The following is a 21,146-nucleotide window of genomic DNA, read 5'->3' as shown; positions in this document are numbered from 1 at the left end:
CACAGAACGACATGGCTACGATCCGACTTCGCGTTCGGTCCGGCCGCGCAGGCGCTCGCGGTGCTCGGACTCGGGGCCGCGCTCGGCGCCGGTCCGCGACCGGCCACGCGGCACCGCGCCGCCGAGAAGCCTTGACGACGCCTTCCGGACGGCCGGGCACGGCGGGCACACGATCGAGGAGGGAGTGCGGATGATCCTCGGTGTCACCGCCGTGCTCGGCGCCGCGATCTCGAACAACGCCGGGCTCATCGTCGAGAAGCGGGCCCTGGACCGGATGCCGCCGCAGGAACTGCGCCGACCGTTGAAGATGGCCGCGACGCTGGTTACGCGTCCCTTGTGGGCGCTCGGTTTCGCGCTGTTGCTCCTCGGCGCCGGTTTGTACATGTACGGGCTCGCCTTGCTGCCGCTGTCGGTCGCGCAACCCTTGTTCGTGGTCGGACTCGCCCTGGTGCTGGTCGTGGCCGCGGTCGTCCTCGCCGAACCGCTCCGGCCGGCCGAACGGCGGGGCCTCGCGGTGGTCGCCGTGGCCTTCGCGCTGCTCGCCCTTTCGTTCGACTCGCACACTGACAAGTCCGGGGCTCAGCAGCACGCTGTGATGTGGAGTGTGGTCGTCGCCGGTTTCGCGGTGTTGTCAGTGGCCGTGTTCGCCAGGGCCGGCTCCGGAGTTCCCTACGGCGTCGCGGTCGGGCTGATGAACGCGGTCGGCGGCATGGCTGCCAAGGCGACCGCGGCTCACCTGGTCCGGCACGGCTCGGCGGTCGGTCTGATCGCTTACCTCGGCGTGTTCGGGGTTTCCGGGGTGCTGATGCTCGGCATGACCCAGATCGCTTTGCAGCGCAGCCGCGCGGCGGCTGTTCTGCCCGCACAGGTGGTCGCGGGCAACGTGGCGGTCACCGCGGCGGGGACGCCGGTGTTCGGCGAACACCTGCCGGACACGCCGCTGCGTCTCTTCCTCCGCCTGGCGGGCTTCGTCGTCGCCCTGCTCTCCCTGGCTGTCATGCAACGGGCTGGTGACGCGCCCTCGGCGCCGCGTTCACCACGGTCGCCGAATCCGGCACGACACTCGAACCCGGCACGGCACGCGAGCGCATCGCGGCACCCGAACCCGGCACCGTTGCTGCTGCCGCCGCCACCGCTACTGCCGCCACTGCCCCCGCCCCCGCCACCGCTGGCAGTGCAACCGGTGCGGCCACCGGGCAGGCATGCAGGCACGACCCGACCGGTACGGCTGCGCGTCCCGTTCCTGCGCCGTCACGCCGGACGGCGCCGCTCCACCGCCTCGGCGAGCACGGACTCGAAGCTGGAAACGGTCGCCGACCAGCGCAGCGCGCGGGCGCGGGCAGCGGCCTCGTCGCCCATCGCGTGACGCCGCCGGTCGTCCAACGCCAGCGTCGCCCACGCCGACGCGAACCCGCCCTCCGTGTCCGCGAGCAGCCCGGTCCGGCCGTGGTTGAGCGCGTCCCGCACCCCCGGCACGTCGAATCCCACGGCCGGGGTCGCCCGCACCGCGGCCTCGGTGATGACCAGCCCCCAGCCCTCGATCTGCGCCGGATGCAGCAGCAGCCAGGCCCGGCACAGCAGAGCGTGCTTCTCGGGCTCGGACAGCCGCCCGGTGAAGTCCACGCCCGGTCCGGCCAAGCCACGCAGCCGGTCCCGCTCGGGGCCGTCGCCGGCGATGGCGAGCCGGCCGCCGGTGACCGGCCGCACCCGCTCCCACAGCCGCAGCAGCAGATCCAGCCGCTTGTAGTCGGCGAGCCGGCCGAACGCGACGAACAGCGGGTCGCCCGACTCCGCCACCAGGCGCGCCGGACGATCGACGCCGTTCAGCACGATCCTGATAAGATCCGGATCAACGCCGATGCCCTCCAGCTCCCGCGCGGTCGACGGCGACACCGCCACGAAGAGGTTGCCCCGATGGACACGCGGCATCACGACAGTCTCGGCATAACGGCCCGCCACGGACACCGGAGGACGGTACCGGACCGGCCACAGGTCCGCGTGTACGTGGTTCACCAGGCAGACCACCGGCCCGCGCCACCACAACGGAGCCAGGTAGGGCAGTCCGTTGCAGACCTCGACGAGGACGTCTATCCCCTCACCGCCACCGGCCGTCCGGCGCCGGACGGTGAGCGGGGCTTTCAGGAACTGGCTGAAGTCGCCGCCGTTGCGGACCACGTCGTAGGGACGTGCGCCGGTCTGGCCGCCGCACACCAGCGTCACCCGGTGGCCGCGCGCCACGAGACCGGCCGCGAGCTGGTCGACGAGCATCTCCGAACCGCCGGCGCGCGGATGGGCGAGGTCGCGCCCCGCGATGAACGTGATGTGCATCGCGCCCGTCCTCGGGGAGGGGTCTGGCGAACAGGTCAAGACGCAAGCTACTGTCTTGTTGACGGATCGTCAACAAGCTGTGCCGAGCCTTTGCGGATCGGGCGGACCACAACTCCGAGGGGTGCGTCGTGGCGGTGAGCGAGACCGAGCCGCCGGGCCGGCCCGCGGCCTCCTCCGCGTCCGGCCGCCCGCGCCGCCGGATGGCGCCGGACGACCGGCGGCAGGCGCTGATCAAGGTCGCGCTGGACCTGTTCAACACCCGGCCGTACGGCGACGTGTCGGTCGACGAGATCGCCGAGGTGGCCGGCGTGTCGCGTCCGCTGCTGTACCACTACTACGGCGGCAAGTACGGGGTCTTCCTCGCCGCGCTCGGGCACGCCGCCGACGAGCTGATCACCGTGGTCGTCGAGGCGTCGCGGAACGCCCCGCGGGACTGGCTGCTGGCGGGCCTGCGCGCCTACCTTGACTACGTCGAACGGAACCCGATCGGGTTCGGCGCCCTGGTTCGGCACGGCGCCGGGCCCGGCGAGGGCGAGGACCAGGCCATCCTCGACGGCGTGCGCGACAAGCTGCTGCGGCTCATCGTGGACGCGCTCGCCGTGCCGGAGCCTCCGCCCGCGTTGCGGACCGCGATCCGCGGCTGGATCGCGCAGGTCGAGGTCTCGTGCCGGGACTGGCTGCCGGGGGCGAAGCCGGTGAAGGCCGACCTGTATCTGCTCGATCTGTTCGGCGGCGTCCTGGTCACCGCGGCCCGTCACGACGAACAGGTGCGGCGGGCACTGCGCAGTTCGCAGACCGGGCTCGAGGGCTCCGGCGTCTCTCTCCTCTGACTGCTCAGTCGTCGCCGCGGAACGCGTGTGACTCGTAGGCGAGCCGCGACAAGCTGTCCGCGTACAGCTGGTTGGGGACCAGCGCCCGGTACAGCGCCTCCTGGGCGCGCTCAGGGAGCAGCCCCGCGAGCCGCCACACCATCCCGATGCGGCCCGGAACCCAGACCTCGAACCGTGGCCGCAGCACGACGTCGAACACGGCTTCGGCGACCTGCTCCGGGGCCAGCCGGCGCGTGACGCCCCTGGCGGTGCCCACGGCGAGCGGAGTGTCGACGACACTGGGGAGCACCAGCGACAGGTGCACGCCGCTGCGGTGCAGCTCCTCCCGGACCGCGGCGCAGTAACCGTAGACGGCGCCCTTGGTTCCCGCGTAGCTCGCCGCGCCTGGCGCGGACATGCGCGCGGCGGCGGAAGCGATGGTGATGACGTGGCCGCCTCCGCGTTCGCGCATCCGCGGGACGACCAGCTTCATGCCGTGAAGGACACCGAACACGTTGACGTCGAACTGCCGCGCCGCCACTTCGTCGGACTCCTCGGCGAACGGGCCGACCCACATCACGCCGGCGTTGTTGACCAGCACGTCGAGCGGGCCCAGGGCGTCCTCGGCCTCGTCGAGGAACGCCGCGAACCACGGCCGGTGGGTGACGTCCAGCGGGATGCCGACGGTCCGGGACCCGGTCAGCGTGCCGACGTGCTCGGCCGCCGCCTTCACCCGCTCGGCGTCCAGGTCGCCCAGCGCCACCGCCGCACCGGCCAGCGCCAGCCGCCGAGCCGTCGCCAGACCGATGCCGCGGGCCGCGCCGGTGACCGCGACCACGGTGCCGTCGAGACGTTCGTGTACTGACATAGCGGGCTCTCCCCGGCTGGACCCCGGCCCGGCGGGACCGGCCAGGCCAAGTGACAACACGCAGTGTCAGTTCTACGATGCGATAAGTCAATACACTGTGTTATCGAATCGGAGCAGGCTGTACGGCCGACACGGACCATGACCGAGATGGAGACCCGTCGTTACCGCGGCCTGGACGCCTCCGAACGCCAGGTCGACCGTCGCGAACGCCTGGTCCACGCCGCCTTCGACCTGTACGGCACGCTGGGCTACCAGGCGGTCTCCATCCGCCGGCTCTGCCGCCACGCGGGCCTGACGGAACGTCACTTTTACGAATCCTTCACCCATCGTCACGAGTTGCTGAGCGCGGTGTACGAGACCGTCTTCACCACGGTCCGCGACGCGACGTTCCACGCGGTGGCCGACGCTCCCGCGACGCTGGAGGCCCAGGCCCGAGCCGGACTGCGCACCTTCATCCACGCCCTGGCCGACGACCCCCGGGTGGCCAGGGTGCTGTTGTTCGAGACGGTCGGAGTCAGCGAATCCCTCGACAGGCGCCGTCGCGCGGTCGTCAACGAACTCGCGGACTTCATCGCGGCGACGGTGCTGCCCCACTCCGGCGAACCGGTCACGCCCCGTCTGTCGATGGTGGCGGCGATGATCGTCGGCGGCATCAACGAGCTCATGGCGCAGTGGACACAGGGGCAGCGCCATGGGTCGATCGAGGACTTGATCGATACGGGGGTCGATGTGAGTACGGCGCTCTACCGCGCCTTCGTCGATCGGCCGTGATGCGCGGGCGGGGCCCGCTCCGGCCGGAGATGCATAAAGCATTCATATAAAAGCTGTATGCTTCTGCCATGAGCCGTCAAGACGCCACTCATGGCGCTTCCGCTGCCATCGGGTCAGCCCTCTACGGTCTGGCCACCAGGGCTGTGAGGCGCCTTCCCCGCGACATGAGCCTCACGTCCGCTGCCACCCTGGCCACCCTGGACAGGACCGGCCCGCGGCGCATCACCGATCTGGCCGCGATCGAGGGCGTCACCCAGCCCGCGATGACCGTCCTGGTCCGGGTGATGGAGGAATCCGGGCTGGTCGAGCGGAGAGGCGACGCGTCCGACAAGCGGGTCACGCTGGTGCATCTGACCGAGGCCGGCGCGACCTACGTCCAGGCGCGGCGCCAAGCGGGCGTCGAGGCGTTCGCGCAGTTGATCGACAACCTCGCCGACGACGAGGTCGAGGCCCTGGCGGCGGCCCTTCCGGCGCTCCAGCATCTGGCAGAGCTCGAAAGCCAGGACCGGGAAGGGCCGAAGAAGTGACAGGGTCCTCCCTTCAGGCCGCTGAGCCGGGCGAGCCGCGGGAGGCGCGGCTGCTGGTCCCCTCCCTGATGTTCATCGCCCTGGTCGTGGCGGCGGTCGGCAGCCTCGGGACGCCGCTCATCACCAGCGTGGCGACCACCTTCCACGTCTCACTCGACAGCGCGCAGTGGACGCTGACCATCGCGCTGCTCAGCGGGGCCGTCGCGACACCCCTCCTCGGGCGGCTCGGAGCCGGCCCGCACCGGCGGGCCACGATCCTCGCCACGCTGGCGGTCGTCGTCGCCGGCAGTGCGCTCACCGTGCTGCCGCTGCCGTTCGCGTGGTTGCTCGTCGGCAGGGCCGCCCAAGGCGTCGGGCTCGGTCTGACGGCGCTGATGATGGGCGTGGCCCGTGACCATCTTCCCGAGAAGCGCGGCGCGCCCACGATCGCCCTGATCTCGGTGGTCTCGATCATCGGGGCCGGGGTCGGTTACCCGCTCGCCGGGCTGCTCGCCGAGTTCGGCGGGGTGCGCGCCGCCTACGGCCTCGGTCTGTTCGTCACCGCCATCGCTTTTCTGGCCGCGTGGCGTTCCATACCCGTGGCTCCCGAGGGCCGTTCCGCTCACGTGGACATAGCGGGCGCGCTCGTCCTGGCCGGTGGATTGTTCCTTGTCCTGTTCCTCGCGAGCCAGACACGTCTATGGAGCCACCACTTCACGGTCGCGGCGGTCCTCGCCGTCGTCGCAGCGCTCTTGCTCTGCGTCTGGACTGTCTTCGAGCTGCGCAGTAAGACGCCCCTGGTTGATGTCCGGGCGGTGCGGCACCCCGCGGTCGCCGGGGCGAACATCGCCATGTTCGTCGGCGGGATCGGCATGTACCTCCTGCTCACGCTCATCACGCGGTACGCGCAGACGCCGCACGGCGCCGGCTACGGCTTCGGGCTGACCACCTTCGTCGCGGGGCTGGTCCTGGTCCCGTTCTCGGTGCTGGGGTTCGTCGCCGGCAAGCTCACGCCTCGGGTCCGCGAACGAATCGACGCACCCTTGCTCTTGGCCGGCAGCGCCGCCGTCGTCGGTGGCGGATTCGTGCTCTTCGCGGTGGCCCGGTCGAACCTGGCTGAACTGTTCGCAGCAATGGGCGTTCTGGGCTTCGGCGTCGGCAGCTTCTCGGCCGCCATGCCCGGCGTCATCCTGGCCGCGACTCCCAAGAGCGAGACGTCGAGCGCCATGAGCTTCAACTATGTCGTGCGCAGCGTCGGATACTCCCTGGGCAGCGCCATCGGCGGCCTGGTTCTGGCCGCCGGCACCGACACCGGCCATCTCCTCCCGAACGACGGCGCCTACACCACGGCGGCGCTGGTCGGCCTCGCCGCGATGGCGATCACGACTGCGGCCGGCCTCGCTCTCGCCCGCCGGCGTTCGCACGAGACCACCCCGGCGGCAGCCTTGGTCGGCGCGTCGAGTCAGGGCCGGCCGGGTCGATGACCAGGTTGCCGGGAGGTACAGCAGGTGGTCGGCGGTGTGTGATCGCACCTCGTCTGCCCCAGCCGTGGCGGCTGGCCTTGGCGCTCGCCTCCGCACCCCCTTGCCGACTCTGACCGCGCCACGCGAGCTGAACTCGACTCTGCCTGCTCTTCGAATGTCTGAGAGAACACCATCCGCGCTGCTTGTGCGCAGACATGCGCGGCAGCGCGGATGGCAATCGGACGACCTGTCGGTCAGCGGGCGGTCTCGGTCGGCGGCGGGCTCAGGTGCCGAGCGAGGAATCGGGCCGCGGCCTCACCCGCGAAGTGCGGGATGCCGGTGTGCCCGCCCATGTTGGCGTTCAGGGCCTTCTCCTTGGAGCCGAAGGCGTCGAACAGGTCCAGGGCGGCCTGCCGGTCGTTTCCCTCGTCGTCCCATTGCAGCAGGACGTGCAGCGGGATGGTGATCTGCCGGGCGTCTTCGAAGATGCTGCGGGGAATGAAGCTCCCGGCGAACAGAATGGCGGCCGCGATGCGCGGCTCGACCACCGCCAGCCGGACGCCGATGGAGATCACTCCTCCCGAATAGCCGACCGGGCCGCCGATCTCGGGCAGGGAAAGGAGCGCGTCCAAGGTGGCCTGCCATTCCGGGACCGCCTGGTCGACCAGCGGGAGGATGAGCCGGTCGATGATCTCGCCGTCGACCGGCCCGCCCGCCTTCAGCGCTCGGCGCAGGTCGTCGCGGGCCTGCTCGGCGCCGGCCACCGGAGGCCGGTCACCGCTTCCGGGGAGCTCGATGGCGGCCGAGGCGAAGCCGTCCGCCGCGGCGTGCCGGGCCCGGGCCGCCAGCCGGGGGTACATCTTGCGCAGTCCCAGCCCGCCGGGGCTGCCGAGCAGGATCAGCGGGGCCGGTGCGGACGCGGATGCGGGAGTCCACAGGATGCCGGGGACGTCGCCGAGGGCGAACTCGCGCTCGAGGACGCCGTCGTCGAGGCGCTGTTCAGACGTGAAGTGCATGGTCGTGCCTTTCGGGAGTGCGTGAACGGCGCTCCCGGACGACCTATCGCCCGGCCGTGACCCCAGAGGGGAGCACCCATGTCGATACGTTCACGGGTACCACCTCCTCCATCTCTCGCACGGCCTCAGGCACCGTAGCAGTGGTCGCCGAGGCCCGCCAACGGGTTTTGCGGTAGGAGCGATGACAGACGAAGCCGGCCGAAGCGATCACACCCGGATGGCCAGGAGCTTGGTCCCGTCCGCTGAATAGGCGGAGAGGACCGGCTTGTCCGTTCCGGTGTCAGAGCCGGCGGCCTCGGCGGCGAAGGCCATCCAGCCGGGCGAGCCGGGGAGGGTCAGGACCTTGGCGGGCACGGATCGTCCGCCGAAGGTGAGGGTGACGGTGGCCGGGGTCCCTGGGCCGTGGTAAATCCCCGCCCACAGGGTCGTGGAGCCCACGGTCCGGGCCACCGCGGTGACCGGTGCGGTGCTGGGGTCCGGTACCGGAACTGTGTCGGACTGCTGATGGCCCGTCCCCAGAGCCAGTGACAAACCTTGGCTGCTCAGCCACAGTTCCGCGCCCGATGGCATCGTGACGTGCTCTCCGGCCGCCACCGTCGTGACGGTGTCCCGGGCGGACTGGGTGTCGATCGTGCGCGTCGCCGCCGGCTGCTGCCCGGGTGAGGCGGAGTGGGACCGTGCGGACCAGTCGGGGATTCCGATCGCGCCGATGGCCCCGACCGCCGCCACAGCCAAAGCCGTCGTCGCGGTGCGGCGGCGCCGGCGGGCGACCAGGCCGCGCCGCACGGTCTCCGCGGTCGGCGAAGGGTTGACGGCGATTCGGTGCGCGGTCCGCTGCATCGCCTCGGCTAGCGTCTCGTCGAGATTCATGAGGCCTTCTCTCCGGTGATCGGGGCGAGCGCGGACGCGAACGTGGACGCGGAAGTGGACGTGGAAGTGGACGCGGAAGTGGACGCGGACCTGGGGGAGTCGACCGGCTGGGTCCGGCCGGTCAGCTGGGCCAGCAGGCCGTCCCCGCGCAGTCTGGCCATGGCCCGGGACAGCTGGCTGCGCACCGTGCCCTCCCGGCTGCCGAGCGCCGCCGCGATCTCGGCGTGCGTCATGTCGTCGAAGTAGTACAGGACCACCACGGCCCGTTGGCGGGCCGGCAGCCGTCCCAAGGCGGCGAGGAGAACCTCGGCTTCCTCGCCCGACGGTTCGGCGGGCGAGGCCGGCGGCTCCGGCAGGCGTGAGGTGAGCCATTCGGCGACGCGCCGCCGGCGGAACTGGTCGGCGTGGCAGTGGACCATGATCTGGCGGACGTAGGCGCCGGGATCGTCGCTGGCACGCACCCGCTGCCACTTCACGAAGGCACGCACCAGCGCGGTCTGGGCGAGGTCCTCAGCCCCGTGGTGGCTGCCCGTCAACAGATAGGCGGTGCGGACCAGGGCCGGCCAGCGGGCGGCCATGAAGTCCCGGAAGTCGTCGTCGGCGGTGGTGGTCACGTAGTCCCTATCAAATGGTGCGACTGCGGGGGAGCGGTGATGCGCGGCCGCGATCCCGGGGATCACGGCCGCTGTTCCCCTAAGAGCTCTGCACCGTGATCGACGGCTTGTCGGCACCGACCTTGTGCGAGTCGAGCACGTAGTACACACCCCAGCCGGGGTGGCCCGCCAAGGAGGTCACGTGGGCCTCCAGGGTGCGTCCGCCCACCTTGATCGTGACCTTGGTGGTGTCCGAGACCGGGCCACGGTAGATCCCGGCCCACAGCGTGCCGGAGGCGTTCCCCGACGCAAGGGTCGAAACCTTGCCCGGCAGCACTTCCGCGACCCGCAGCAGATCGGGCTTGTCCACACCGAGAGCCTGCACAGAGAGCCCTTCGGGCGAGAGCAGCAGCTTGTAGTCGCCCACGGCGATCGGACCGTCGGCGGCGGGTGCGGCCGCGTCAGCGGCGGCATGGACGACCGGCTGCGCTGCCGGTGCCGTCGCGACCCCCGCTCCAGCGGGCGCCGCCGAATCCGTGCCCACCGCCGCGGCGACCCCCGCCCCCGCGCCGAGCGCGCCGGTGACGGCCACCGCGATCATGGCCAGTCGCCCGCGCTTGCCCACGCGCCCACCATCGGATGTCATCTTCACTCCTCGAAGCTGGATGTCGACCCCCGGTTCACCCCGAGCCGGAGAGGCCGGGACTTGTTCGCCCCGTCCATCTCCCAGACAGGGCTTCGAGGCTTCGGTGCTGCTTCCGTGCAGGAATGCCGCTGTGATGTGCGTCACGCCCCGGTGCGAACGGCTCGATCCCAGCCTGGTCCGCGGGCGAGGTCTGTACCCAGCACCATCTGCTCCGGACGGCCGGTTCGGCAGTGTTGCGGCCGGCGACTGTTGATGCCGCAGGTACAGATGAGCCGCCCGGGTCGTCAGTCGTCGTCCACGGCCGGGATGCCTTTCGGCTCCGGCGAGCGAAGCATGGATACGCGCGGTGCCGACCGGCCCTGCCGCTTGGGCCGAATGCCTCTACTGGTTGAGGACGCCACGCGCGATGGTAGCGGGGAAGGAGGTCGGTTTGTCGTGTCTCTCCCCGACGTGATCGCCGACCCGGTTTTCGGCCGGAGAGAGTCCGAAGACCGCATTGCCACCCGGTCAAGAGGGGAACGGTCATGACGAAGCAGGCCCAGTCCCCGCCGCCCGGTGGCCGGCCGTCACCGACGGCTCCGCCTCCCCAGCCTTGGTGGCGAAACCTCGTGTGGCCGATCGCCATCGGCGTGATGGCGCTGGTGTGGATCGTCACGCTGACGAACCTGTCGAGCAGGCCAGCCGATACGACCTTGTCATACTCCCAGTTCCTGGCCGACGCCGACGCCCATCAGGTCAAGGACATCACCCTGCAGAGCAACGGGACGGCCACCGGCACGCTCACCAACGGGCACACCTACACGACCACGGTGCCGGTGCAACTGGCCGGCTCCTCGTTGCTGGACCGTCTGCAAGCCGACAACGTCGTGATCAACGCCAAGGCGTCGAGCTCGTCGTCCGGCTCCCAGGTGCTGTCCTGGGTCCTGATCCTGGCGCCGTTGGTGCTCATCATCTGGTTGTGGCGCCGGCTCTACCGTGGCGCCACCTCGCAGGTGCAGGGCGTCATGGGGGTGGGGAAGTCCAAGGCGAAGGTGTTCGACGCCGAGCACCCGCAGACCACGTTCGCCGACGTCGCCGGGTACGAGGGTGCGAAGGCCGAGATCGCCGAGGTCGTCGACTTCCTGCGCCAGCCCGACCGCTATCGGCGGGCGGGGGCGATCGCGCCGCGCGGGGTGCTGATGGTCGGTCCGCCGGGTACCGGCAAGACCCTTCTGGCGCGCGCGGTCGCGGGGGAGGCGGCGGTGCCTTTCCTGTCGGTGGCCGGCTCCAGCTTCGTGGAGATGTTCGTCGGCGTGGGCGCCGCCAGAGTACGGGACCTGTTCGCCGAGGCCCGCAAACGCGCGCCGGCGATCGTGTTCGTCGACGAGATCGACGCCCTGGGCGGCCGGCGGATGGGCGGCGGCGCGGCGGTCTCCAACGACGAACGCGAGCAGACGCTCAACCAGCTGCTGTCGGAGATGGACGGCTTCGACCCGGCCGAGGGGATCGTCGTGCTGGCCGCCACCAACCGCCCGGACGTCCTGGACCCGGCCCTGCTGCGGCCCGGCCGATTCGACCGGCAGGTCGTCATCCCCCTGCCCACGCTGGCCGAGCGGAACGCGATCCTGGCCGTGCACTGTAAGAGCAAGCAGCTCGCCGAGGACGTGGACCTGGACGTCGTCGCGCGCGGCACGCCCGGCTTCTCGGGCGCGGACCTGGCCAACCTGGCCAACGAGGCGGCCATCGCCGCCGTCCGCGACAGCCGCGAGGTCATCACCGCCGACGACTTCGACACCGCCCGCGACCGGATCCTGCTGGGCCGTCGCGAGGGCTCGAACGTGCTGCTGCCCTCGGAGAAGCACGCGGTCGCCGTCCACGAGGCGGGCCACGCCCTGATCGCGGCCTTGTCCCCGCACGCCGATCCGGTCGCCAAGGTCACGATCCTGCCCGCCGGGCAGACCCTCGGCGTCACCGAGCAGCTCCCCCTCGTCGAACGCCACCTGCACGGGGAGGACTACCTGACCGAGACGCTGGCCGTGCGCCTGGGCGGCCGGGCGGCCGAACTCGTCGAGCTCGGCCAGGGCTCCACCGGCGCGGCCAACGACCTGGCCGACGCCACCGAACTGGCCGTCAAGATGGTCCGCGAGTTCGGTCTGTCCCCCATCCTGGGCCCGGTGGGCTATCCGCAGGGCGGCTCGGCGTTCCTGGGCGCACGCGGCGACCAGCTGTCCAGCAGGCCGTACGCCGAGGCCACCCAAGCGGCCATCGACACCGAGGTCGCCCGCCTGGTCAGAGAAGCGGAACAGCAGGCCGTCGGACTCCTCGAAGCCCACCAGGGGAAGTTGCGGCAGCTGGCCGCCCTGCTCGTCGAGCACGAGACCATCGACGGACCGGCCGTGTACCGCCTGCTCGGCGTCCAGCCGCCGAGTGAACAACCCGCCGGCACCACGGTCGCACCGCACGGCCCGAGCCCCGTCCGGCAACCGGCCGCCCACCGCACCCACCCCACTGGGGCCGGCGGCCCGACGGACGGCGCCCAGCCCCGGGAAGGGCATGACACGCCGTGAGCGTCACCGTGTGTGATGCCCGATGCCCGGCGCCCGATGCCTGATGCCCGGCGCCCGACGCCAGTAGCCAGGCGTCGGGCGTGTGGTTCGCCCCGTCGGCGGAGACGGAGACGGAGACGGAGGCGGGGGCGGGGGCGGGGGCGGAGGCGCGGGGGATCGCAGCCGCACCTCACGCCCGGCGCCGTGCCGCCACTTGCAGATAGCCGACGACATCCTCATCGGTGACAGGGGTGAAATCGCCGTAGAACTGGTCGATTCCGGTGAACTCGTGCGGGGTGTCCAGGCACACCAGCTCGTCGGCGACGTCGGCCAGGCGCGTGGTCCAGCCGCGCGGGGCGACCGGCACGGCCAGCACGATCCGGCCTGCGCCGGCGGCCCGGGCGGCCAGGCAGGCGGCCCGGGCGGTCGACCCGGTGTGCAGGCCGTCGTCGACGATGATCGCGAGGCGGCCGGACAGCGGCTCCGGTTCCCGTCCGGACCGGTACAGCCGCGCTCGGCGCGCCAGATCCATCCGCTCCACGGCCTCCACCTGATCCCACTGGGCCTCGGTGGTGTCGGTGGCGTGCAGGACGGCCTCGTTGACGACCCGGACACCGTGGTCGCCGATGGCGCCCATGGTCAGCTCGTCCTGGCCCGGTACGGCCATCTTGCGCGCCATGACGACGTCCAAAGGGGCGCCCAGAAGCCGGGCCACCTCGGCGGCCACCGGCACACCGCCGCGCGGCAGCCCGAGCACCAGCGGGTCCTGCTCCGCCAGATGCCCCAGGAGCCCGGCCAGTCGCCGTCCGGCCTCATGACGGTCGCTCAGATACACGATCCAGCTCCTCAGCTAGCGGTGGCCATCGGCACCAGGCCACCACGCCGCGGCGTGATCGGCAACGCGGCCGACCGCGATCAGCCCGGCCACAGCCGTGCGGGGACCTCGAACGTGCTCGTCACGGTGTGCGGCCGGTGGGCGACGGGCTCACCTGGACCGGACGCCCCTCGATTTCCTCGATGTCCGCGGCCGCGGCGTGCAGCAGGTGGTTGCCGAACGCGATGAACGCGCGGCCCACGGCCACCTCGTCGCCGATCTCCGCCACGTCCAGATCGGTGGGGCGGCGGTGCGCCTCCCCATAGCTCTGCAGCTTGCGGACACCGGTGTCCGCCACGATGTGGGCTTTGGTCAGGCCGCTCTCGTGCTCGTCAACGATCACGTCGACGTGCCACCTCTTGCCGTGCGACGGCCCTTCGGGTTCGTGCGGCGCCTGCTGGTGGATGATGCGGGCATCGGGCCCCGGAAAGATGAGGTCGGTGTGGTCGGTGTGTCCGTCCTCGGACCAGCGCACCACATAGGGCGGGCTGCCGTCTGCGCCGCGGACTTCGATGATTTCGCCTTCGCGCACCGGCGCGTCGAGGCGCCGGGACGTGATCACGATGCGATCGCCGACTGTTGCTTTCATCGGGAAAGCCTCCTTGCTGGGCTCGTCGTCGGGCTTCCGCCGCTGGTCAGGGGAACCGGCAGAGCGCTCCGACGCCGTGGTACGGCGCGCCGGGCGTTCGCGGGTCGAGCACCCAGACGTCGGCGCCCCCGAGAAGCGCGGCGCGCACGGCCACATCCGTGACCGGTCCGCGTTCGGGTTCCACGCCGTTGCGGGTGAGGCCGGTGACGTGCAGGCCGATGTCCGTGGCCGCCGGCCCGAACCAGGCCACGCCCCCGTCGGCCGCCTGGTCGGTGACCAGCAGGGTGCGCACCTGGCCGCGCGCCAGAGCACGCAGCGTGGCGGCGACGCCTTCGACGCTGCGGCCGTTCTGGCCGGACCGGTCGGCGAACTCTTCAAGGAGTCTGCGGCCATGGCGGTGCGCGGCCTCGGTCATCTCGGCTTCGACTTGCTGGGCGCGCAGGTCGGTGGACCCGTCTTCGCTGCGGCCGCCACTGACCATGCGGACTTCCACCTCGTTCTGGATCCAGGCCGGGAGTTGGTCGGTCAGGAGTTGGATCGTCCGTATGTCCCCGGCCACCAGCAGCAACCGCGCGTCGCTGCGCTCGAGCGCGGCGGCGATGGCCTCGACGTCGTGCCCGGCGTTGTGTTTCCAGGAGTCCTCGGCCCGGCGCTGGTACCGGGGCTGCGCGGGGCCGCCGGGCGCGGTGCGCACGATCTCGTCGTCGGGCCCGGTCACCGTGGTGGACGTCGGGGAGTGGTCGCCCGCGGGGAAAACGGTGATGTCCGCGCCGGCACGGTCGACGACCGCGACGACGTGCGCCGGGTGGGTCTGCCACCAGGCCAGCAGCGGGGTCAGGTGCGGTACGGCCGAGGCGATGACACGATCCTCCCCGGGCGCGCCGGGAATCGGGAAGAGTCTGCTGGAACCGTCTGCCCCGATGAACACGGCCTTGGCCTCGGTACCGGCGGGAATCTCTTCGATGACCTTTCTGAGCGCCTCTACGGCCTTGGGCGGAGATCCCTGCGCGACGGCGCGCAGGACGGCGCCGTGCAGATCGGCCGTGCTGTACTCGTGGGTCGGGGGGACCCCGCCCAGGTAGACGGACAGGATGGGGACGGGGAGCTCGAACAGCTCGCTGACGTCGGGTGGGATTGAGGTCTGGAGGGTCTTCATGGATCAAGCCCAGTCGATATCGGCCGGTCCCGGTAGTGTCTTTCGGCCTGTTTGTCACGGTTGGAGACAAGAATCCGGTATCGGGCGGGACCGGGCCTGACCAGCCCAGAGGGGTGGACGGGGCCGAAGGCGCCGGCGACCGTGTGCCGGGAGCGAACCCGGTTGGTCCAGCGTCGCCCGCCGGCCGCACCCGAAGGTCCGGCCGGCGAGCTTCCTGGTGCTCGGTGAAGACCAGGCGTCAGTCGCCGTGGGTGGACGCGGCGAACGCCAGCGCCGGGACGAAGTACGCCCCGTCGATGGTGCCCCAGCCGGTCGCCATGTCGTAGCCGGGTCCCGCGGCCGGGCCGGTCACGTCGTGGTCGCTGATGTCGCCGACGGTCACGTCCTGAAGGCCCGTGAACTTGCCGAGCTTCGGGTTCGCGGACAGGCGGCCGAGCTGGTACAGGGCCGGGTTGATGGTGCCGAGCCGGTGGCCGGCCACCTGGTCGGCGAGCGCGACGACGCCGGACATGATCGGGCAGGACTCGCTGGTCCCGGCGATCAGGTGCCAGCCCGGGCGGGTGAAGCTGAAGTACACCCACGCCGCGCCCGACAGGGTCGCGCTGAACGAGATGTCCGGTGTGCCGCGCTGAGCGCCGACCACGGCCTTGACGCCGTCCTGGTAGTCCGGGCGCTTGAACACGTGGGACTGCCCGCCGCCGCCGACGACGCCGCCGGGGAACAGCAGGTCGTTGTCGTTGCCGGTGACGTCCGGGGCGAGCCGCTTGCCGGTGTCGTCGATGGCCGGGTAGGTGCCGCCGATCGAGGTGACCAGCGGGTCCGCCGAGGGCCAGGAGTTCGCCGGGTACGGGAAGAACCCGTTGCCGTCGAGGGTCTGGCTGGTCACGCCGTTGTCGCCGGAGGACGCCAGAACCGTCACATGGTGCGCCGCGGCGTCCTTGTACGCGTACCGCAGGTTCGTCAGCGACGAGAAGTCGTGCTGGTCGAAGCCGGGGAACGTGTCCTCGGTCGCGCCGAAGCTCTGGGAGATCACATCCGGGACGCCGGCGTCGATGAGCGACTTCTCAGCGTCCATCATCTCCGGCAGGCCCGTGACGCCCTCGGTCTCGGCGACCGCGGTCTCGGCCAGGACGATCTTCGCACCGGGGGCGATCGCGTGCGCGTACTCGACGTCCAGAGTCGTCTCCTCGGCCCAGCTGACCATGGTGGAGTCGTTCGGGTCGAAGGCGGGGACGTTCCCGAACTTCCGGACGTCCACCGTGGTGTCCGGCAGACCCCACTGCTTGTCGAAGACCTCCAAGTCGCTCTGGATGGTGGGCGACCCGTAGGAGTCGACGATCAGGATCGTCTTCCCCTTGCCGGTGATCCCGGCCTGGTACAACGGGTTCAGGTCGTAGGCGCTGCGGTACTGCAGAGGGCTGTAGCAGTTGATCCCGAGCTGCGTCAGGCACTGCGAGGTCGGCAGCGGTGTCGGCAGGTTCGCCGCGTCCCGGCTCCCCCAGGTCATGGGGTGCACGTGGACGGCCTTGCCGGACCCCTGGATGCCAGCGGAGGTCACGGTGGACGCGGCGGACGAAGCGGCCAGGGTGAACGCGCTCGCGATCGCGAGGGTGAGCGCGCCGGCACGGGTGGCACGTTTGCGGGTGCTCATTTGACTCCTAGTCTTGGGAAAACACCCCGATGGAACAGTGCACTGTCACGTCACCCAAAACGCGGGTCGAGCGCAATGCCACTCGGCTGTGGTTGGCTGAATCGTTATCGGGGATAAGGGTTTCTCCTCTGGAATCATTCGATGATGGCCGACCGGTCACGTCTTCTGCCGCAGGATGCCCGGGTCGGAGGCGACGGGTCTTCGGCGAACACTTCGACGCCGGTGCCGAGGCCGTCGGTGAGGGTGCGGGAGCGGCGGCCATCCAGCACGGTGCCGAACCCGGCGCCGGGATCCGTGATCGCTAGCGCGAGGTGAACTTGCCGTCCGCCAACTTGGTGACGGCCGCCAACTGCTGGGACGATCCGGTGACCGTATCGTCGTAGTCGGCGACGGTTATCAGAACATTGTCTCGTCGGATGATGCTGACGTCGTTGTCGGACAGGTGGGTGTCGCCCTTTTTCGTGGCGCGGGCCGTGACGGTGAGGCTCTCGTCGCCGACTCCGGCTCCGTCGACCACGCCGAACTGAACCTGGTTTCCGTCCATGTCGACGCCGGTCGGGCACCTGAGCACGAGCTTTCGGATCGCCTCGACCGTCTTGTGGGCCCCGTCGCCGGAGTAGGAGAGCAGTGCTTCCATGCCGCTCCAGTCGGACCCCGTGTCATCTTGTCCACCGAGGTGGACCGCGGCCTGGGCGAAGGCGCTCCCGCCCAGGTCGACGAATGAGAAACCGTCGATGAACGATCCGCAGTCGGGACTCGGGTCCACCCCTGGCTCCTGCTCACCGGGGTACGACATCGGCTGCACGGAAAAGCCGGCCGGCAGATCGCTCGTCGTCGGCAAGTGCGCGGTCAGCTGTTGAGCGTTCGCCGGAGTCGCCACGGGCGTGGGCGTTGGCGAGGGCACTGGCGTCGGCGCTTTTGCTTGCGTCTTTGTCGTGCCCGAATGGCCGCAGGCTGCCAAGGCGGCCATTGCCAATCCGATAGCGAATCCAGCCAGCGGTTTGCGCGTCATACTTTCAGCCCCCTGAGTAGCGATCCCATCCGGGCTGGACGCTAACGGCGCCGCTGTAAGGCTTCGGTCAAAGGAGACATGACGCAAAGTGCTGTTCGGATTACCCCATGTTCGGCCTGGATGCGACGCGACCGTCGCCAGTGGACGTATCGTTACGCGACCCCACGCTCCCGCAGATACCTCGCCAACGACTCCACGGTGTCCAGCGCGACCAAGTCGTCATCCGGTTCCACCGCGATGCCGAAGCGGCGTTCGACGGCCTGGATCAGGCGTACCTGGCCGAGGGAGGTCAGCCCGAGCAGCGCGAGCGAATCGGGCTCGGCCAGCGCGCCGGCGGCGGTGATCTGGCCGTCGCTGGCCTCGGCGACCAGGGCGGCGACCACGGCGGCGACGTCGTGGCGCGGGTCGTCGCGGGTCATGCGTCCTCCTGTTGCAGCTCTTCGACGCAGGCGACCACGCCGTCGATGGTGGGGGTGTCGAAGAAGAGGTCGAACGGCACCTCCACGCCGACGGCGTCCAGGATCCGGGCGGTGATCTGCATGATGGTGAGCGAGTGCCCGCCCAGGTCGAACAGAGAGTCGTCAGGCTTGATCCGGTCCTCCCGCAACACCTCCCGCCAGATGTCGGTCACGATCCGGGTCAGGTCCGCGGGGTCCGGCTCCGCGGCGGTGGCGGCCGGCGCCGCAGCACCGTTGTCGAGGTCGGCCCCGTCCTCCGCCGGAGCGGGCAGCGCACCCCGGTCGAGTTTGCCGTTGGGTGTGGCGGGCAGCCGCTCCAGCCGGACGAAGTCCCTGGGGATCATGAAGCGCGGCAGCACGCGGGCGATGTGCGCGCGGACCGGTGCGAGCTCATTCACGCCGACCACGTACGCCACCAGCTCGCCGGACCACACGGCCACCGCAGCCTGCGTGACCCCGGGCGCTCCGAGCAGGGCCTGCTCGATCTCGCCGAGCTCGATGCGGTGCCCGCGCAGTTTGATCTGGTCGTCGCCGCGGCCCAGGAACTCGATGTCTCCGTCCATGCCGAGCCGTACCCGGTCGCCGGTGCGGTAGAGCCGGCGGCCGGACGGATCGGTCACGAACCCCGCGGCGGTCAGGTCCGGACGTCCCCGGTACCCCCGGGCCAGCCCGGCACCGCCGATCCACAGCTCGCCCGGCACGCCGACCGGCATCGGCCGCATCCCGGCGTCCAGCACGTGCAGTGTGGTGTTGGCGATCGGGCCGCCGATCGTGACGCGCCGCGGGTCGGGCGGCACCTCGGCGGCGGTGGACCAGATGGTCGTCTCGGTCGGGCCGTAGACGTTGATCAGGCGCCCGACGAGCGGTCGCAGCCGCCGGGCCAGCGGCAGCGGCAGCGGCTCGCCGCCGCACAGCGCGGTGACCGGGGCGCCGTCCCAGCCGGCGTCGAGCAGCAGCTGCCAGCTGGAGGGCGTGGCCTGCACGTGCGTGATCCCGGTGTCGCCGATGAGCCGGGCCAGCGCCGTGCCCTCGCGCACGGCCGCGTCGGCGGCCACCGTGACCTCGCCGCCGGCGGTGAGCGGCGCGAAGATCTCCAGCCCGCTGATGTCGAAGGAGACGGAGGTCAGGTTGAGCCAGTGGTCGGCCGGTCCGGTGCCGATCAGTTCGCCCATCGCCGCGACCAGGTTCACCAGCGCGGCGTGGCCGATCTCCACGCCCTTGGGACGTCCTGTCGAGCCGGAGGTGTAGATGACGTAGGCCAGCCCGTCCGGGTCCGTGGCGGCCGGCGGCGTCGCCGGCTCGGCCGCGAACGCCGCCCCGGCGTCGAGCGGCACCAGCTCCAGCGACAGCCCCGACAGCGGCGTCATCGCCGCCTCGTGGCCGAGGACCAGCTTCGCGCCGGCGTCGGCGGCGATGAAGGCCGAGCGCTCGGCCGGATACGCCGGATCCAGCGGCAGATAGGCGGCCCCGGCGGCGAGGATGCCGAGCAGCCCCGTGACGAGTTCGGTGCGCCGGTGCGCGCACAGCCCCACCACGTCGCCGGCGGCGACACCGCGCCGGCGCAGCCCGTGGCCGACACGGTGCGCGCCCGCGACCAGCTCCCGGTAGCTCAGGGTGCCGTCGACGCCGGACACCGCCGGCGCGTCGGGGGTGCGTTCGGCAGCGGCGCGGACCTGGTCGAGGACGGTCGTGGACGGCCGGGGGAGCGCGGGACCCGTCAGCGCGGCCAGCGCCGCCCGCTCGGCCGCGCCGAGCAGGTCCAGTTCGCCCACCGCTCGGTCCGGCTCGGCCAGCCCCGCGCCGATCAGCGTCCGCAGATGCGCGGCGAACCGTTCGGCGTCGGCCCGTGCCAGCAGCCGGGTCGGCACGTGCATCCGTCCGGTCAGGCCGTGCGGAGTGTCGATGAAGTGCAGATGCGTCGCGGCGCGGACCGACGCTGTCGCGAACAGCCGGTCCACCCCCGAAGCCGAGGGGTCCAGCCGCAGATAGCTGGTCGACACCGGAGCCAGGGCGAGCCGGGGTGGCAAGCCGGTCCGAGCTCTGGCCGGCGGCACCTCGCGGTGGGCGTAGGCGGCGCGCGCCTCGGCCCGTACCGCGCGGACCAGGTCGGCGAAGGAGGTCTGGAGGTCCACGCTCATCGTGACCGGCACTTCGTTGACCCACATCCCGAGTTCCCCGGCGGTCTCCGGACGGCGGGTGGTGACGTCCACCGCCACCGATGTCAGGGTGTTGCCGTAGCGGGCGAGCACCGCGTGGACGCCCGCCAGCAGGATCTCGAACCGGGTCGCCCCGAGCTCCGCCGCACCGGCCGTCATCGCGGCGTCCAGCCGGGGGTTCCATTCGATGTCGAGGTGGGTGGCCGGTTCGGCGACGGTGGGCGTGGCCGCCAGCCCCGGCATGAGCACCTCGGCCGGGGGCGCGGGCCGGCCGGCCCAGAAGGCGCGGGCCGCGGGCAGGGCTTGGGCGATGCGATCGCTCTGGGCCTGGACGAGCTCGCCGATGTGCGTCAGCGATCCGGCTCCCAGGTCCCGGCCGGCCAGCGCGGCGGCCAGGTCGGTACCGACCAGGTCCCGGCCCGAGGCGTCGACGACGAGATGGTGGCCGACGATCATCATGACCGTGCGACCGTCGTCGACCCGCAGGGCCACGCAGCGTGCGAGCGGGCCGACGGCCCGCCCGGCGCCGGCGAAGTCGAACCCGACGGCGAGTTCCTCGGCGAGCCCGGCCATCAGACCGGCCGCGCCGACTGTGCGGTGGGCGACCGGAACCGGCTCACCGCGGACCAGCCGGGGCTCGCCGGCGGTCTCGACCACGAGCGCGGCGAGCAGCGGATGCCGGCGGACCAGCGTGGTCCACGCCCTGTCGATCGCGGTCTGCTCCATCGGTTCCGGTACCACGACGACGGCCGGGACCAGATAGGCGGCCGCCGCCGTTCCGGTCCGCTCGGCGAACCAGAGTCCTTGCTGAGCCGGGGACATCGGGATGCCGGTCGGTGCCTGCTCCATGGATCC

At 71.4% G+C, this 21,146-nt stretch carries 19 protein-coding genes; 6 read left to right on the top strand and 13 right to left on the bottom strand.

Going from position 1 to position 21,146, the window contains the following annotated elements; translation table 11 throughout:
- Positions 1–190 precede the first annotated feature (190 nt).
- Positions 191–1,366: a hypothetical protein gene (locus ABD466_RS17110; protein ID WP_344658052.1), complete on the top strand. Its 1,176-nt coding sequence runs from the start codon at positions 191–193 to the stop codon at positions 1,364–1,366.
- On the opposite strand, the gene ABD466_RS17105 is transcribed toward ABD466_RS17110, so the two are convergent.
- A complete protein-coding gene (locus ABD466_RS17105; RefSeq protein ID WP_344658051.1) occupies positions 1,252–2,328 on the bottom strand; it encodes a glycosyltransferase family 4 protein in 1,077 nt (358 codons plus the stop codon). The two genes, ABD466_RS17110 and ABD466_RS17105, sit on opposite strands and share 115 nt — an antisense overlap.
- A gap of 134 nt (positions 2,329–2,462) precedes the next feature.
- Here ABD466_RS17105 and ABD466_RS17100 point away from each other — a divergent pair, with 134 nt between their 5' ends.
- Complete coding sequence (locus tag ABD466_RS17100; protein ID WP_344658050.1) at positions 2,463–3,158, top strand: TetR/AcrR family transcriptional regulator; 696 nt, start codon at positions 2,463–2,465, stop codon at positions 3,156–3,158.
- Between the two features lie 4 nt (positions 3,159–3,162).
- On the opposite strand, the gene ABD466_RS17095 is transcribed toward ABD466_RS17100, so the two are convergent.
- Positions 3,163–4,005, bottom strand: coding sequence for an SDR family NAD(P)-dependent oxidoreductase (locus tag ABD466_RS17095; protein ID WP_344658049.1), 843 nt, complete (start codon positions 4,003–4,005; stop codon positions 3,163–3,165).
- Positions 4,006–4,152: 147 nt separating this feature from the next.
- Between ABD466_RS17095 and ABD466_RS17090 the strand changes: the two genes are divergently transcribed.
- From ABD466_RS17090 to ABD466_RS17080, 3 genes are all read left to right on the top strand, one after another.
- Positions 4,153–4,776: a TetR/AcrR family transcriptional regulator gene (locus ABD466_RS17090; RefSeq protein WP_344658048.1), complete on the top strand. Its 624-nt coding sequence runs from the start codon at positions 4,153–4,155 to the stop codon at positions 4,774–4,776.
- 164 nt (positions 4,777–4,940) lie between these two features.
- The gene (locus tag ABD466_RS17085) at positions 4,941–5,303 is read left to right on the top strand and encodes a MarR family winged helix-turn-helix transcriptional regulator (protein ID WP_344658047.1); all 363 of its coding nucleotides are present in this window, start codon (positions 4,941–4,943) and stop codon (positions 5,301–5,303) included.
- 68 nt (positions 5,304–5,371) lie between these two features.
- Entirely contained in the window at positions 5,372–6,766 is a 1,395-nt protein-coding gene (locus ABD466_RS17080) for an MFS transporter (protein WP_344658058.1), read from the top strand.
- Between the two features lie 233 nt (positions 6,767–6,999).
- Here ABD466_RS17080 and ABD466_RS17075 read toward each other — a convergent pair whose 3' ends face one another.
- From ABD466_RS17075 to ABD466_RS17060, 4 genes are all read right to left on the bottom strand, one after another.
- On the bottom strand, positions 7,000–7,761 hold the full coding sequence (locus tag ABD466_RS17075) for a dienelactone hydrolase family protein (RefSeq protein WP_344658046.1): 762 nt from the start codon (positions 7,759–7,761) through the stop codon (positions 7,000–7,002).
- Positions 7,762–7,968: 207 nt separating this feature from the next.
- Positions 7,969–8,631, bottom strand: coding sequence for a hypothetical protein (locus tag ABD466_RS17070; protein WP_344658045.1), 663 nt, complete (start codon positions 8,629–8,631; stop codon positions 7,969–7,971).
- Positions 8,628–9,245: a SigE family RNA polymerase sigma factor gene (locus tag ABD466_RS17065; RefSeq protein WP_344658044.1), complete on the bottom strand. Its 618-nt coding sequence runs from the start codon at positions 9,243–9,245 to the stop codon at positions 8,628–8,630. Before ABD466_RS17065 ends, ABD466_RS17070 begins: the two co-directional genes overlap by 4 nt.
- A gap of 79 nt (positions 9,246–9,324) precedes the next feature.
- Entirely contained in the window at positions 9,325–9,870 is a 546-nt protein-coding gene (locus tag ABD466_RS17060) for a hypothetical protein (RefSeq protein ID WP_344658043.1), read from the bottom strand.
- Positions 9,871–10,394: 524 nt separating this feature from the next.
- On the opposite strand from ABD466_RS17060, the gene ftsH reads away from it, so the two are divergent.
- Positions 10,395–12,416: an ATP-dependent zinc metalloprotease FtsH gene (gene ftsH / locus ABD466_RS17055; RefSeq protein WP_344658042.1), complete on the top strand. Its 2,022-nt coding sequence runs from the start codon at positions 10,395–10,397 to the stop codon at positions 12,414–12,416.
- Between the two features lie 169 nt (positions 12,417–12,585).
- Here ftsH and ABD466_RS17050 read toward each other — a convergent pair whose 3' ends face one another.
- From ABD466_RS17050 to ABD466_RS17020, 7 genes are all read right to left on the bottom strand, one after another.
- A complete protein-coding gene (locus ABD466_RS17050) occupies positions 12,586–13,230 on the bottom strand; it encodes a phosphoribosyltransferase (RefSeq protein ID WP_344658041.1) in 645 nt (214 codons plus the stop codon).
- 121 nt (positions 13,231–13,351) lie between these two features.
- On the bottom strand, positions 13,352–13,858 hold the full coding sequence (locus ABD466_RS17045) for a DUF1918 domain-containing protein (protein ID WP_344658040.1): 507 nt from the start codon (positions 13,856–13,858) through the stop codon (positions 13,352–13,354).
- A gap of 46 nt (positions 13,859–13,904) precedes the next feature.
- Entirely contained in the window at positions 13,905–15,014 is a 1,110-nt protein-coding gene (locus ABD466_RS17040; RefSeq protein WP_344658039.1) for a baeRF2 domain-containing protein, read from the bottom strand.
- A 238-nt stretch (positions 15,015–15,252) separates the two neighbouring features.
- Positions 15,253–16,665 carry a S53 family peptidase gene (locus ABD466_RS17035; protein ID WP_344658038.1) on the bottom strand — a complete coding sequence of 471 codons (1,413 nt, stop codon included), beginning with the start codon at positions 16,663–16,665 and terminating at the stop codon, positions 15,253–15,255.
- A 301-nt stretch (positions 16,666–16,966) separates the two neighbouring features.
- The gene (locus ABD466_RS17030) at positions 16,967–17,677 is read right to left on the bottom strand and encodes a hypothetical protein (protein WP_344658037.1); all 711 of its coding nucleotides are present in this window, start codon (positions 17,675–17,677) and stop codon (positions 16,967–16,969) included.
- Between the two features lie 152 nt (positions 17,678–17,829).
- Positions 17,830–18,096: an acyl carrier protein gene (locus tag ABD466_RS17025; protein ID WP_344658036.1), complete on the bottom strand. Its 267-nt coding sequence runs from the start codon at positions 18,094–18,096 to the stop codon at positions 17,830–17,832.
- On the bottom strand, positions 18,093–21,140 hold the full coding sequence (locus ABD466_RS17020) for a non-ribosomal peptide synthetase (protein WP_344658035.1): 3,048 nt from the start codon (positions 21,138–21,140) through the stop codon (positions 18,093–18,095). Before ABD466_RS17020 ends, ABD466_RS17025 begins: the two co-directional genes overlap by 4 nt.
- Positions 21,141–21,146: the final 6 nt, after the last annotated feature.

The sequence above is a fragment of the Catenulispora subtropica genome (assembly GCF_039531675.1).
In the GTDB taxonomy this organism is placed as follows: Bacteria; Actinomycetota; Actinomycetes; order Streptomycetales; family Catenulisporaceae; genus Catenulispora; species Catenulispora subtropica.
The sequence above is the reverse complement of the archived record's forward strand: the minus strand, read 5'-3'. Positions and strand labels throughout refer to the sequence as shown.